Below are 13,956 nucleotides of genomic sequence, written 5' to 3'. Positions count from 1 at the left end.
ACCAATGATGAGTACAATCAAGACGAAACTGGAGGTTGCTGAACCCATTATGAAATTCGCCCCGATAAGTCCTAAAATACCGCAAATGCTGCATGGTGCAGATTATAATCCGGATCAATGGCAGAAATACCCCGAGGTGCTGGAGGAAGATATCCGGCTGATGAAGCTTGCGCATTGCAACGTCATGTCGGTCGGTATTTTTGCATGGATGGCTATTGAGCCGGAAGAAGGCGTATTTACGTTCGATTGGCTTGATACGCTGCTCGATAAATTTGCCGCTAACGGCATTTATGCTTTGCTTGCAACGCCAAGCGGAGCGCGTCCCGTATGGATGTCTCAAAAATATCCCGAGGTGCTGCGCGTTGCCCCAAACGGTATTCGCAATTTGCATGGCGCACGCCATAATCATTGTTTCTCCTCCCCGGTATACCGGGAGAAGGTAGCCATTATGAATACGAAATTAGCTGAACGTTATTCGGAGCATCCTGCCGTCATTGGCTGGCATATTTCGAACGAGTACGGCGGCGAGTGCCACTGCTCGTATTGCGAAGAGGCTTTCCGTGGCTGGCTGAAAAATAAATACGGAACAATCGAAGCGCTTAACGATGCTTGGTGGACGACGTTTTGGAGCCATACGTATACCGATTGGAGCCAAGTGGAGTCCCCGACGGAGCGTGGCGAGAAAGCTGTTCACGGCCAGAACGTGGACTGGAGAAGATTCGTAACTGACCAGACTGTTGATTTCTGCAAGCACGAAATCGATCCGCTGCGCGCTGCCAATTCGGAGCTTCCGATTACGACAAACTTTATGCTTGATTTTGAGCCGCTTAACTATTGGAAATTTACCGAGTTGCTTGATGTCATTTCTTGGGATGCCTACCCGACTTGGCATGACAATGGCAGCGACGACAGCGAGCAGGCGGCATGGATCGGTTTCAACCATGACGTATTCCGCTCGCTTGGCGGCGGCAAGCCGTTCATGCTGATGGAAAGCACGCCGAGCATGACGAACTGGCAGCCGATCAGCAAAGTGAAGCGTCCGGGCATGCATTTGCTCTCGTCGCTTCAAGCAGTCGCGCATGGCTCCGATACGGTACAATACTTCCAGTGGCGCAAAAGCAGAGGGTCAAGCGAGAAGCTTCACGGCGCAGTCGTTGACCATGTGGGCCATGAGCATACGCGCGTATTCCGCGATGTTGCTGAGCTTGGCGCTACGCTTGAAAAGCTAAGCGAGGTTGTCGGCACGACGGTGAAGCCTGAGGTTGCCCTTATCTATGACTGGGAAAACCGCTGGGCGGTGAAGGATTCGCAAGGGCCGCGCAATAGCGGGCTGCATTATGAAGAAACAGCGAAGCGCCATTATCGACCGTTCTGGGATCTTGGTGTTCCGGTCGATATTATTGATTCGGAATGCGATTTTGAATCCTATAAGCTGCTTGTAGCCCCGATGCTGTACATGGTTCGTCCAGGCGTTGGTGAACGTATCGAGCGTTTTGTGGAAAATGGCGGCATCTTCGTTGCGACTTATTGGACGGGCATCGTAGACGAGAATGACTTATGCTTCCTAACCGGTTTCCCGGGACCGCTGCGGAAGACGCTTGGCATATGGTCCGAGGAAATCGATTCCCTGCATGACCATGATTCTAACCGCGTTGTGATGAGCGACGGAAATGCGCTTGGTCTCACCGGCGAATATACAGCTCGTGAGCTATGTGACCTTATCCATCTTGAAGGCGCGCAGGCGCTTGCGGTATACGGAGAAGATTTTTACGCTGGCAGGCCAGCCTTGACCGTTAACCGTTTGGGTGCGGGCAAAGCTTACTATATCGCATCGCGTAATGATGCCGTATTTACGAATGATCTGCTCTCCACGATCGTGAAGCAAGAGGGCATAAAACGTGTAATCGATTCGGAACTGCCGGATAGCGTAACCGCTCAGCTTCGTACAGACGGCGACAACGATTACGTATTCGTATCGAACTTCAGCGCAAGCGAAGTTTCGGTTGCCCTCGACGGACGGAGCTATTCCGATTTGTTAACGGGTGCCGCCATCGACGATAGCATGGAACTAACAGCCTATAGCTGCCGTATTTTGAAGCGCGAGTCCAACTAAATTTGCCCATTTCCAAAAGCTGTGTGAAGCGTACAGAACCTAGTACGCTTCGCTCAGCTTTTTTATGTTTACAGGACTTTGGCCGCACTAACTTTTGCTTAAAACCGCTTGAGTTTACCGAATCGATAAAAACAAAAGGTGAATTTAACATTGCGAAAACATTTCAGCATATTCCTGTTGATGCTTCCGACCTATAGTGATTGCAAGAGGAAATAGAAGGAAGGGTGATGGTGAGTGACAGCGACTGTTCTAGAGAAAGAAAAAGACACGGATATCGAGAAAATTGAGCGTACTGATCCGAACGCACCGCTTAACGGAGAAGTTTTGCCGCAAGAAGCCAAAGCAGAGAAAGGACAAGCTCCGCAAGAGGCGGCGACTCCTCGAGTGATGGCAGCTTCACCAGATGCACAGCCAGCGAGGCTTCAGCATTTTTTGCGCCAAGCACCAACGATTACAGCAGAGCAAACATGCCGGGAAACGATATCTGTGTTTAAAATGCATCCAGAATGCGAATGTGTCATCGTGGTCGGGGAGCAAGGGGCTCCTATCGGCTTGATGATGCGGAATCGTTTTTTCTTAAAGCTGGGGCATCGCTTTAGCGCAGATTTGTATGATGATAAGCCTATATCGAAGCTTATGGATGCAAGCCCTCTGCTGGTGGATTATGATTTTGCGCCTCAGCAGCTCATTGACAGTGCATTAAGCCGTCACGAAAGTGTCCTATATGATTGTGTCATCGTTACGTCAAACGGCCGTCTCGCCGGAATTCTGACCGTTTCCGATATGCTCAAGCTGTCCAGATTGCTGCAGCAGGAAGCGGTTGACAGCCAAATGAGAACGATACGCTCGGCAGAGCAGCGCGTAACTGAAATCGAACAAGCGGTCAGCAGCGTTCGCGAGTCGACATCACAAGGCGAATCCTTGTCGGTAGAGATGGTAGATTTGACGCTGTCCGGTAAAAACGAACTAGATAAAGTAATGAAAGCTTTTGACGCGATCGCAGCAAATTCGCAGCTTCAAGAAAACCGGATGAACGAGCTGCAAGCCGAGGCAGGCTCGATCAGCAAAGTATCTCTATTAATTAAAGAGCTGGCAGAGCAAAGCAATCTGCTCGCGCTTAATGCTTCTATTGAAGCAGCGCGTGCAGGCGAGCATGGCCGCGGCTTCGCTGTAGTAGCCGGCGAGGTGATGAAGCTTGCAGGCCAAACGAAGCAATTCGCCAACGAGATTACGACTTTAACCAAAACGATCGTTCAAGCCATCTCGCAAACGACTGAGCTTGCGCATGCTGGTCGCTCCGAGACTTCGGCTAGCGAGGCCCATGTCAATGAGGCGGTAGAGGCGTTTAATCGACTGTTCCGGGCAGCGGCAGACAACCGAAACAGCGCAAAGCAGATCGGATCGTTATCCGAACAAGCGCATCTGCAATCGGTTCATGTAGCCGACGAAATGAAAAAATTGCAGCAATCATACTTTTAACATGGAATTTACAAAAACAGAATACGAGGTTTACAAACGGCTAGTAGTATAAGAGGCACAGGGGCAACCTGGGCAGACATAATAAGAGGAGTGGTAAAGTTGTTAAAGAAAAAAAGCTTTAAGGGGATCTTGATGTTGTCGATGGTGGCGGTACTCGTATTCGCAGCTGCTTGTGGTAACAGTGCAAATGGCGGAAATAATGGATCGGCAAATACAGGTTCTACAAACAACGCAGCTACAAACGCTCCAGCTGACGAAACGGTAAAACTAGCAGGCGAAGTTAAAGTTGACGGATCAAGCACAGTGTTCCCACTTACGGAAGCTGCTGCTGAAGAATTCAACAAAGAGCACCCTGACGTACGTGTTCCTGTCGGCGTATCTGGCACAGGCGGCGGCTTCAAGCAATTTTGCGCAGGCGAGATCGCAATCGCAGATGCTTCCCGTCCGATCAAAGAAGAAGAAGCAGCAGCTTGTAAAACAGCTGGCATCGAATACACAGAGCTTTCTGTAGCATTTGACGGTTTGTCTGTAGTCGTTAGCAAAGACAATGACTTTATCGATCACTTGACGGTTGAAGAGCTTAACAAAATTTTCGTAACAGGCAGCACAGTGAAAACATGGAAAGATGTTCGCGACACATTCCCTGCAGAACCAATCGTTATGTTCTCGCCAGGCGCTGATTCCGGCACTTATGACTACTTTAACGAAGCTATTCTTGAAAAAGCGGGCATCCGCAACGATAAAGCAATCAGCTTCTCCGAAGATGACAACGCGCTTGTTCAAGGCGTAGCAGGCAGCAAATACGGCATTGGCTACTTCGGTTTTGCATACTTTGAAGAAAACCAAGACAAGTTGAAAGTCGTTCCGGTTGATGGCGGCAGCGGCGCTATCACTCCAACACATGACACGATCAAAGATGGCACTTACGCTCCATTGTCCCGTCCGCTCTTCATCTATGCGAACAACAAAGAGCTTGAGCGTCCAGAAGTAAAAGAATTCGTTAAATTTTACATCAACAATATCGGAACATTTGCTAATGAAGTTGGATATGTAGCTCTTCCAGACGAGCAATACGCTACGGAAGCTGCAAAAATTCAATAAACAGTAAATTTGGTAGATGATAAAATGTGGTGTCTTGCGGGACATCACATTTTTCACGAAACATATGTAAACGAATTGTAAAGGCAAGAAGGAGGACGCCGCAATGCCAAGGCAAGGGCTGCAAACGGCCACTAAAGCTCAAATAGCAAGCAAGGAATTATATAATTTCAAAAATAACCGCGTTAGCATCATGAATAAATTGATGCCGATCCTATTGTTTCTATGCGCATCCGTATCCGTTCTTACAACAATCGGGATTGTCGTCACACTCATCTCAGAAACCTATCAGTTCTTTCAAAAAATACCGATTTTTGATTTCTTGTTTGGGACAAAATGGTCACCGTTAATCCCTCCCAAAAGCTTTGGCGTTCTACCTCTCTTGTCAGGTACGCTTATGATTACGCTTATTGCCTGCTTAGTTGCAATACCACTAGGCTTGGCAAGCGCCATTTATTTGTCGGAATATGCGCCGAAGCGGGTCCGCAAAATCATTAAACCGATTCTTGAGGTTCTCGCAGGAGTACCAACAATCGTTTATGGTTATTTTGCACTAAGCCTTGTAACACCGCTTATTCAGAGTATTTTCCACAGCGCCGGCGTGTTCAACGCGCTGAGTGCCGGTATCGTAGTCGGCATTATGATTATTCCGATGGTTTGCTCGCTAAGTGAGGATGCGATGTCATCCGTGCCGCGCACCTTGCGCGACGGCGCTTATGCGCTGGGCGCTACAAGATTTGAGGTTGCGCTAAAAATCGTAGTGCCTGCTGCCTTCTCCGGTATCGTGGCATCGGCCGTGCTCGCTTTCTCGCGCGCGATCGGTGAGACGATGATCGTTACGGTTGCGGCAGGTTCCACGCCAAATATGACCGCTAATCCGCTCGAGAGTATCCAGACAATGACCGCCTATATCGTTCAGGTCAGCCTCGGAGATACGCCGCACGGGACGGTTGAGTATGGATCGATCTTCGCGGTCGGCATGACGCTGTTCGTCATTACGTTCCTGCTCAATATTCTTGCCCAGTATATCGCAAGAAAATTCAGAGAGGAGTACTAAGATGAACATATTTCAAGACGCGAACCGTAAGCAAATCGCTAATCGGCGGAAGACGGATTGGATGCTGCATATCCTGTTTGTCGTAGCCACTTCAATCGGCGTTCTCGCGCTTTGCGCGTTAATCGTAGATATTTTAATCGATGGCATTTCCCGGCTCCAGCCAGACCTATTCACGAACTTTCCGTCTCGTAAAGCGGATGGTTCCGGCATGAAGTCTGCGCTCGTCGGCACGATTTACATGCTGCTTCTTATGGCGCCGATTTCCTTTATCTTCGGCGTTGGAGCAGCGATTTATCTAGAGGAATATGCGAAGAAGGGCAAGATTACCCGGATGATTCAGCTAAATATCAGTACGCTAGCAGGTGTTCCTTCTATTGTATACGGTATTTTGGGGTTAACCTTGTTCGTCCGTCTTCTAGCGCTTGATCGCAGTCTCATTGCCGGCGCGCTAACAATGACGCTGCTTGTTCTTCCGATTATTATCGTTTCCGCCCAGGAAGCCATTCGCGCCGTTCCCAAATCGCGCCGTGACGCTTCGTTCGCGCTTGGAGCTACCAAATGGCAAACAGTTTCACGTTCCGTTATGCCATCTGCGCTTCCTGGCGTATTAACAGGCGTCATTCTAGCGATGTCGCGGGCAATCGGAGAGACGGCACCGCTCGTTATGATCGGAGCATTGACTTACGTCGCATTTTTACCAAATGGCCTTAAGGATTCGTTTACCGTTATTCCGATTCAAGTGTACAACTGGTTGTCCAAGCCTCAGCTAGAATTCAAGGAGCTTGCGGCCAGCGGTATTATCGTTTTACTCGTATTACTGTTGCTAATGAACTTCTCAGCTATTTTGCTTCGCAACAAGTATCAGAAAAACGTTTAAAGAGTTTAGAAAGCTGTGAACACAATTAGGAGGAGAACGATATGGAAGCACTTATTAATATTAACAAACTGAATTTGTTTTACGGCGCTTTCCACGCTTTGAAGGATGTAACGCTAACGATACCGGAGAAAGCGATCACTGCTTTTATCGGGCCATCGGGCTGCGGCAAGTCAACGCTGCTTCGTACGTTAAACCGGATGAACGATATGATTCCCGGCACTCGGATCGAGGGCGGCATCGCAATCGGCGGTACGGAAATTTACTCCAATGAAGTAGACGTCGAGACGCTTCGCAAAAAAGTGGGCATGGTGTTCCAACAGCCGAACCCGTTCCCGAAATCAATCTATGACAATGTTGCATACGGACCGCGCCTGCACGGCATTACTAGCAAGCGCGAGCTTGATGAAATCGTAGAAACAAGCTTGAAATCCGCTGTGCTTTGGGATGAGGTTAAGGATCATTTGAAGCGCTCCGCTTTCGGTTTATCCGGCGGTCAACAGCAGCGTCTTTGTATTGCTCGCGCACTTGCTGTGAATCCAAACATTTTGCTCATGGATGAAGCGACTTCAGCACTAGACCCGATCTCCACGCTTAAGATTGAAGAGCTGGCACAAGAGCTTAAGGACAAATACACGATTGTAATGGTTACTCACAACATGCATCAGGCAGCACGCGTATCCAACCAAACCGTGTTTTTCTTAAATGGCGAAGTCATTGAGTATTCGGACACAGAGAAGCTTTTCTCCAATCCGACGGATCAGCGCACGGAAGATTATATTAGCGGACGCTTCGGCTAAGCGAAACGATCTAATGAATGGAGCCTGTATACCACAGGCTGGAGCGTGCTTCACCTTACTTAAAGCCTTGACCTTCGAGGCAGGCTTGTTTCATGAACCTTTAGGAGGAATGCCGTTGTGATGACTACGCGTAAAGAGTTTGACCAAGGACTTGAGCATCTTCATAACCTGCTTATCGATATGGGTACTTTCGTAGAAAAAGCGCTCGCAGAATCGATAGAAGCGCTGAAGCTGGTTGATGTTAACCGTGCGAAGCAAGTGATTGCCAACGATCCTGTCTTGAATCAGATGGAAGAAAAAATTACGGAAATCGGATCGAAGCTGATTGCGACGCAGCAGCCGGTTGCTAAGGATTTGCGCCGCATTTTGTCCGCATTCAAAATCGCGAGCGACTTGGAGCGCATGGGCGATAATTCCGTCGATATCGCTAAAGTTGTTTTGCGCATGGAAGGGCAAGAGCTAATTAAGCCTTTGATCGATTTGCCGCGGATGGCAGAGATCGTTCAATTGATGACTTATGAGGCGATTCAATCCTTTATTCAAGAAAATGTAGACTTGGCTTACAAAATGGCGAAGGACGATGATCAGGTCGATGCGCTTTATGGCCAGATCTCGCGTGAGCTTTACTCGCTAATGATGGAAAATCCTCGCAACATTACGCAAGCGTCACTGCTTAGCTTCGTAGGCCGTTATTTGGAAAGATTCGGCGATCATGCGACAAACATCGGTGAGAGCGTCGTTTACCTCGTTACGGGCAACAGGCCGGATTTGAACGTTTAGAATGAATTAAATGATACGAAAGACCGTCTAAGCCATAACGCTTGGACGGTTTTTTTTGCGTATACAGGTCTAAAGCGCTAATCTTTTGTCGAATTTTACCTGAAGTTAATTCTTTTATGCATCTCCAATCACAATTGGCTGTTAAAGTCAGTTATATCATACAACTGAAATAGACAATGATCGATCGAGGGGATACGGATGGATGAGGTTGGGGTTGGTTTATTCAATCGAGATATGATCCGCAGCATTAAAGAGCGCTGGCATGACGGTGGTATCGGCGTGATTTATGTCCGCTTCCGAATTGGGAACGCGGCTTCTGAATCGGCATTGCAGCACTTTGAAAGCGGGGAGCCGAGACTTTTTTGGCGTCAGCGGCTGGAATGGGATTATTATTATTTATTTTATCGCAAGCCCCAGGACGAGCCGATTGATAAGCTAACGGGTAAACTGGCGGAGCGTCTAATTGAGGGACTTCGGAAGGCATGGGCCAAAGGCGGAGATGAGTATGAGGGAGGCAAAGGGTTCGATGCAAGCATCGGCGTGGCGACTGCTTTTCCGCCGGCGACAGGCAGATCCTCCGAAGCGGTCATTTATCGGATGCTGCTGGATGCAATGGAGCAAACCACGCTATTGGATTCAGAGAATACGGCGCGAGATAAAGAAATTGACGAGAGCAGTCATGATAGCGTAGTCAAGCCTCAGCTCGCTGCAGCGAGCGAGACGGAAAGGAAGCGCTCACCGCTATGGCTCCAAAGCAAAACCGTCCGAATTGGCGAATTGGCAGTCCCCTTTCCGAGTGTCTCTGCCCGTGCCAGAGTATCGGAGGTTGCGTATTTATTCGATACGAATGCAAAAGCGCAAGGAGCGGTAATCATTGATCAAGGCCGGCCAATCGGCATCTTGATGAAAGAGAAGCTTCATCAAATGCTCGCCGGACAATTTGGTCTTCCGCTTTATTGGAATAGACCGGTGGAGCGAATCATGAACAATCAACCGCTTATCGTAGACGAACAGCTGCCTGTAGAGCAGGTTTCCCAGTTGGCGATGGCCAGAGATTTTTCGCAGCTCTATGATGTAGTGCTCATCACAAAGGACGGAAGGATGGCTGGAGCAGCCTCGATCCGGTCAATTCTGGAGTGCATCACGACGCTTCGGACGGAAGCTGCACGAGGTGCTAATCCACTTACGGGGCTACCGGGAAACGAGGAGATTCAGCTCGAGCTGCGCCGCCGCATTGGACAAGGTGCGCCCTTTGCGGTCATCTATGCGGATCTGGACTATTTTAAGTGGTATAACGATTGTTTTGGCTTTGGCTTGGGGGATGACCTTATCCGGTATTTGGCTGAGATCCTGCGCGAGAAGCAGAGCCTGCTCGGCAGTGAAGGAGATTTTATCGGACATATAGGCGGAGATGACTTTATCGCGGTTACGAACGCAAATGTTGCAGAACGGCTATGCCAAGCGTTGATCAAGCGTTTCGATGACGGAATCAAGCCGTTTTATGGCGGTATCGAGGTGACAACGGTGGAGGACCGACATGGCAATCTCATCGAGCAGAAGGGTGTAACGCTCTCATTATCGCTCATGATATGGGACGGCATGGTGCCGCTGACGAGCGAGGAAATTCCGAGGCTGGCTGCAAAGCTGAAGAAGCAGGCAAAGGCAATGAAGGGCAGCGTCTATGTAAAGGATCAAATAAAAGGAATGCAACATGGAGAGGATCGACAGTGAAATTGAGACAACTTCGAGAGCTAGGGCAGCTAAGCAGCGTGGAAAACGAGAGCTCAGACTATCTCGGAATCATTTATTTATCATGGCAGATTGGGTCTGACGAACCATGCTGCAGCGCATCTTCCTTGCAGGAGAGATGGCGTGTTTTCGCTAATCGCGAGGTGGAAGCCGTGTTTAAAGGTTTTTTGCTTTACGAGGGCATGCAATGGATGAGGGAGGATTTGTTTATACAATTGCGAATCCCTGTCGGACAGCAATCTATTTTAGAGGGATGGCTGCTTGAGCTGGCACATAAGTATACGACGGAATGGGAGCAGCAATTCGCAGAAGAGCTCAGCGATTCACTTATCAGCTGTTTAGACGGAAAGCTGCTAGGCGGAATCGCGGTTGTTGCATCCGATTCGTTAACGGATGGCTTGACTTGGTATGAGGCTATGAAAAAAGCGATTTTGCATGGTCAATCGGCCGGTGCAATGGAGCATAGCCTGAAACGGAGAGCCATCGAACGTTTAATACGGGAGCGTCTTATTCATACGGTTTATCAGCCCATCGTTTCGTTGAAGCGGGAGGGGGAGATTTTTGGGTACGAGGCGCTTACGCGTACCGATGAGCGAGCTTGGTTCCCGGGACCGATGGAGCTGTTTCTTTTTGCCGATCAGGAGGGGCTGAGCTACCCGCTCGATCGACTTGCGAGGGAGAAGGCAATCGAAGGCTGCAAGCCGCTTAAGCAGGAGCAGAAGCTATTCATTAACATGATGGCGCAAATTATGGAGGACCCTAGCTTCTCTCCCGGAAAGACGCTGAACCTGCTGGAGCAGCACCGGATATCGCCGCATAATGTTGTTTTCGAAATTACGGAGCGAAGCTCGATCGCTGATTTTGGCTCCGTGAAGAAGGCTTTGGAGCATTACCGCAGCCAAGGCTACCAAATTGCAATCGATGACGTGGGAGCAGGCTACTCGTCGCTGCAATCGATTGTAGAGCTGAGGCCGGACTATTTGAAGATAGATCGGTCCATTATCCAAAATATCCATCTGGATGAGATGAAGGAGCATATTTTGTATACGCTCATTCAGCTGGCTGACAAAATGGGCATTTCGATCATCGCCGAAGGCATCGAGCTTGGAGAGGAGCTGGAGAAGGTGCGCGAAATGGGCATCGCGTACGCCCAGGGGTATTTGCTTGGAAGGCCAGCCGCCTTCGTAAGCAGCATGCAATAACAAGTAGAAAGGGCTTTCCTCTGGCAGCGATGCTTGGGAAATGCCCTTTTTGTGGTATACTTAGGGGTATGAATGATACATAAAGAAGGTGTTGATCCCATATGGAAAAATGGATGCTAATTGACGGCAATAGTATAGCTTACCGCGCGTTCTTCGCGATGCCGCCGCTCACGAATTCGGCTGGTCAGCATACGAATGCGATATTTGGTTTTACGACGATGCTGCTAAAGCTGCTTGAACAAGAAAATCCGACACATGTGCTGGTTGCTTTTGATGCCGGCAAAATAACGTTCCGCCACGAAGGCTATACCGAATATAAAGGCGGAAGGCAGAAGACGCCGCCTGAGCTGTCCGAGCAATTCCCTGTGCTTAAGGAGCTGTTGCATGCGTTCAGCATCGCGCAGTTCGAGCTTTCAGGCTACGAAGCTGATGATATAATTGGCACGCTTACGAAAGCGGCTGACGAGAAGGGCGTGCCTACCGTCGTTGTTACGGGCGATAAGGATATGCTGCAGCTTGCTTCGGACAAGGTCACGATCGCAGTTACGCGTAAAGGGGTCAGCGAGGTTGATCTGTATACGCCGGAAGCGATTCAAGAGAAATACGGTCTCGTACCGATGCAAATTATCGATCTAAAAGGGCTAATGGGCGATACCTCCGATAACATTCCGGGCGTGCCGGGCGTTGGCGAGAAGACGGCGCTGAAGCTTCTGCATGAGCATGGCTCGGTCGAGAGCGTGCTGGAAAACCTGGACAAGCTCAAAGGCAAGCTGAAGGAAAATATCGAGAACCACAAGGACGATGCCACAATGAGCAAAAGGCTGGCAACGATTTTCCGCGAGGTACCTATTGAGCAGGGCATTGATGAAATTCGTTATGCAGGTTATGACGGCTTGAAGCTGGCAGAGGCATTCCGCAAGCTCGAATTCAAGTCGCTTATCGAGCGTCTGGGGTTGGGCGCGAATGCGGGCGATATGGAAGAGGAAGCTCAGGCTGCTGCCGCTGACTTAACTATTTTTGTGATTGAGTCGGAAAAGGATGCGGATGCGCTGGATAAACTGGTTCAGCTGCTGGGCCAAACCGATAAAAATGGGCTGTATGTAGAAGCAATTGGCGAAAACCCTCATCATGCGGAGCTGATCGGCCTGGCCATTGCTACGGAGGAGGCGGTGTTTTCCCTTCCGTTCTCCGCTTTGAAGGCTCCTTTCGCAGGCAAGCTGCGCGAGTGGCTCGAGCAGGCGGACAAGCCAAAATACGGCTTCGATCTGCATAAGGTAGAGCTTGCTCTCAAATGGAGCGGGATCAACTTTGAAGGTGCGGCATTCGATGTGCAGTTAGCCGCTTATTTGCTTGATCCTACCGAGGCTAGTCAGACGCTAAGCGGGATCAATGAAAAGCAGGGACTTTCCGTCTTGCCATCCGACGAGTCCGTTTATGGGAAAGGCGCGAAGTTCAAAGTGCCGGACGCGGAGACGCTCTATCGGCATTTGGCGCTGAAGGCTGAAGCTATCCGCCAGCTGGTGCCGCTGCTGACCGAAGAGCTTGCCCGCACGGGGATGAGCAAGCTTTATTTTGACATTGAGCAGCCGTTGTCCCGCATTCTTGCAGGCATGGAGCATCTCGGCATAAAGGTGGAGAAGGAAGAGCTTGAAGCGCTTGGACGCGATCTGGAACGCCAGCTGACTACGATTATTAGCAGCGTTTATAAGCTTGCCGGAACTGAATTTAATATCGGTTCGCCGAAGCAGCTTGGCGAGATTTTGTTCGAAAAGCTGGGACTTCCTGCTAAGAAAAAAACGAAAACCGGCTATTCGACTGATGCTGAGGTGCTGGAGGAATTAGCTCCGTACCATGAGATCATTCCGCTGATTCTGCATTACCGCCAGCTCTCGAAGCTGCAGTCCACTTACGTGGAGGGCTTGCTGAAGGAGGTTCGCAAGGACACGGGCAAGGTGCATACTTACTATCGGCAGACGATTGCGGCAACCGGCCGTCTTAGCAGCCAGTTCCCTAACTTGCAGAACATTCCGATCAGGCTGGAGGAAGGCCGCCAAATCCGAAAAGCTTTCGTTCCATCACAGCCGGGCTGGTTCATTGTCGCAGCCGACTACTCGCAGATCGAGCTGCGCGTGCTCGCCCATATTTCGGGTGACGAGAATCTGAAGGAAGCGTTCATTAATGATATGGACATCCATACAAAAACGGCGATGGACGTATTCGGCGTTTCGGCCGATCAAGTCGATTCCAATATGCGGCGCTCCGCGAAGGCGGTTAACTTCGGCATCGTGTACGGCATCAGCGATTTTGGATTATCGCAAAACCTTGGCATTACCCGTAAAGAAGCGGCCCATTTTATCGAGCAATATTTTGAGGTGTTCAAAGGCGTGCGCAAGTTCATGGACGATGTTGTGAAGGATGCCCGCCGTGACGGTTTCGTGACAACGCTGCTTGAACGCAGACGTTATTTGAATGATATCAAGGCATCCAACTTCAATCTTCGCTCCTTCGCTGAGCGGACCGCGATGAATACGCCGATTCAAGGTACGGCGGCAGATATTATTAAGCTGGCAATGGTGCATATGGATGCTACGCTGCGTGAGCGCAAGCTAAAAAGCCGTATGCTGCTGCAAGTACATGATGAGCTCGTATTCGAGGTGCCGCAGGATGAGCTTGAGCTAATGAAGACGCTTGTGCCTGAGGTCATGGCTGGCGCGCTTAAGCTTGATGTTCCGCTTAAGGCGGACATGAGTTTCGGTGACAATTGGTATGAAGCAAAGTAGCCCATTGGCGGGCAGTTTCGGGTA

At 49.7% G+C, this 13,956-nt stretch carries 10 protein-coding genes; all 10 read left to right on the top strand.

Going from position 1 to position 13,956, the window contains the following annotated elements; translation table 11 throughout:
- The first annotated feature begins 49 nt into the window (after window positions 1-49).
- Entirely contained in the window at window positions 50-2,113 is a 2,064-nt protein-coding gene (locus ADU23_RS30755; RefSeq protein WP_157266033.1) for a beta-galactosidase, read from the top strand.
- 234 nt (window positions 2,114-2,347) lie between these two features.
- On the top strand, window positions 2,348-3,592 hold the full coding sequence (locus ADU23_RS33380) for a methyl-accepting chemotaxis protein (RefSeq protein WP_053377246.1): 1,245 nt from the start codon (window positions 2,348-2,350) through the stop codon (window positions 3,590-3,592).
- A gap of 99 nt (window positions 3,593-3,691) precedes the next feature.
- Window positions 3,692-4,693, top strand: coding sequence for a PstS family phosphate ABC transporter substrate-binding protein (locus tag ADU23_RS30745; protein WP_053377245.1), 1,002 nt, complete (start codon window positions 3,692-3,694; stop codon window positions 4,691-4,693).
- A 190-nt stretch (window positions 4,694-4,883) separates the two neighbouring features.
- Entirely contained in the window at window positions 4,884-5,747 is an 864-nt protein-coding gene (gene pstC / locus ADU23_RS30740) for a phosphate ABC transporter permease subunit PstC (RefSeq protein WP_442950666.1), read from the top strand.
- A gap of 1 nt (window position 5,748) precedes the next feature.
- Window positions 5,749-6,624, top strand: coding sequence for a phosphate ABC transporter permease PstA (gene pstA, locus ADU23_RS30735; protein WP_053377243.1), 876 nt, complete (start codon window positions 5,749-5,751; stop codon window positions 6,622-6,624).
- Between the two features lie 41 nt (window positions 6,625-6,665).
- Entirely contained in the window at window positions 6,666-7,421 is a 756-nt protein-coding gene (gene pstB, locus ADU23_RS30730; protein ID WP_053377242.1) for a phosphate ABC transporter ATP-binding protein PstB, read from the top strand.
- Between the two features lie 120 nt (window positions 7,422-7,541).
- A complete protein-coding gene (phoU, locus tag ADU23_RS30725; RefSeq protein ID WP_053377241.1) occupies window positions 7,542-8,201 on the top strand; it encodes a phosphate signaling complex protein PhoU in 660 nt (219 codons plus the stop codon).
- Window positions 8,202-8,399: 198 nt separating this feature from the next.
- On the top strand, window positions 8,400-9,932 hold the full coding sequence (locus ADU23_RS30720) for a GGDEF domain-containing protein (RefSeq protein ID WP_053377240.1): 1,533 nt from the start codon (window positions 8,400-8,402) through the stop codon (window positions 9,930-9,932).
- Window positions 9,929-11,152: an EAL domain-containing protein gene (locus ADU23_RS30715; RefSeq protein ID WP_053377239.1), complete on the top strand. Its 1,224-nt coding sequence runs from the start codon at window positions 9,929-9,931 to the stop codon at window positions 11,150-11,152. The genes ADU23_RS30720 and ADU23_RS30715 overlap by 4 nt, the downstream gene beginning before the upstream one ends.
- A gap of 101 nt (window positions 11,153-11,253) precedes the next feature.
- Entirely contained in the window at window positions 11,254-13,932 is a 2,679-nt protein-coding gene (gene polA / locus ADU23_RS30710; RefSeq protein WP_053377238.1) for a DNA polymerase I, read from the top strand.
- Window positions 13,933-13,956 lie beyond the last annotated feature (24 nt).

The sequence above is a fragment of the Paenibacillus sp. FJAT-27812 genome (genome assembly GCF_001273905.1).
Taxonomy (GTDB): domain Bacteria; phylum Bacillota; class Bacilli; order Paenibacillales; family Paenibacillaceae; genus Pristimantibacillus.
Note: the sequence above shows the minus strand (reverse complement) of the source record. Positions and strands in the feature narration are given on the sequence as shown.

Excerpts from the sequence above, each read along its gene's own strand:
- ADU23_RS30755 (WP_157266033.1), top strand. The coding sequence starts at position 50 with ATGAAATTCGCCCCGATAAGTCCTAAAATACCGCAAATGCTGCATGGT.
- pstC (WP_442950666.1), top strand. The coding sequence starts at position 4,884 with ATGAATAAATTGATGCCGATCCTATTGTTTCTATGCGCATCCGTATCC.
- pstA (WP_053377243.1), top strand. The coding sequence starts at position 5,749 with ATGAACATATTTCAAGACGCGAACCGTAAGCAAATCGCTAATCGGCGG.
- pstB (WP_053377242.1), top strand. The coding sequence starts at position 6,666 with ATGGAAGCACTTATTAATATTAACAAACTGAATTTGTTTTACGGCGCT.
- phoU (WP_053377241.1), top strand. The coding sequence starts at position 7,542 with ATGACTACGCGTAAAGAGTTTGACCAAGGACTTGAGCATCTTCATAAC.
- ADU23_RS30720 (WP_053377240.1), top strand. The coding sequence starts at position 8,400 with ATGGATGAGGTTGGGGTTGGTTTATTCAATCGAGATATGATCCGCAGC.
- polA (WP_053377238.1), top strand. The coding sequence starts at position 11,254 with ATGGAAAAATGGATGCTAATTGACGGCAATAGTATAGCTTACCGCGCG.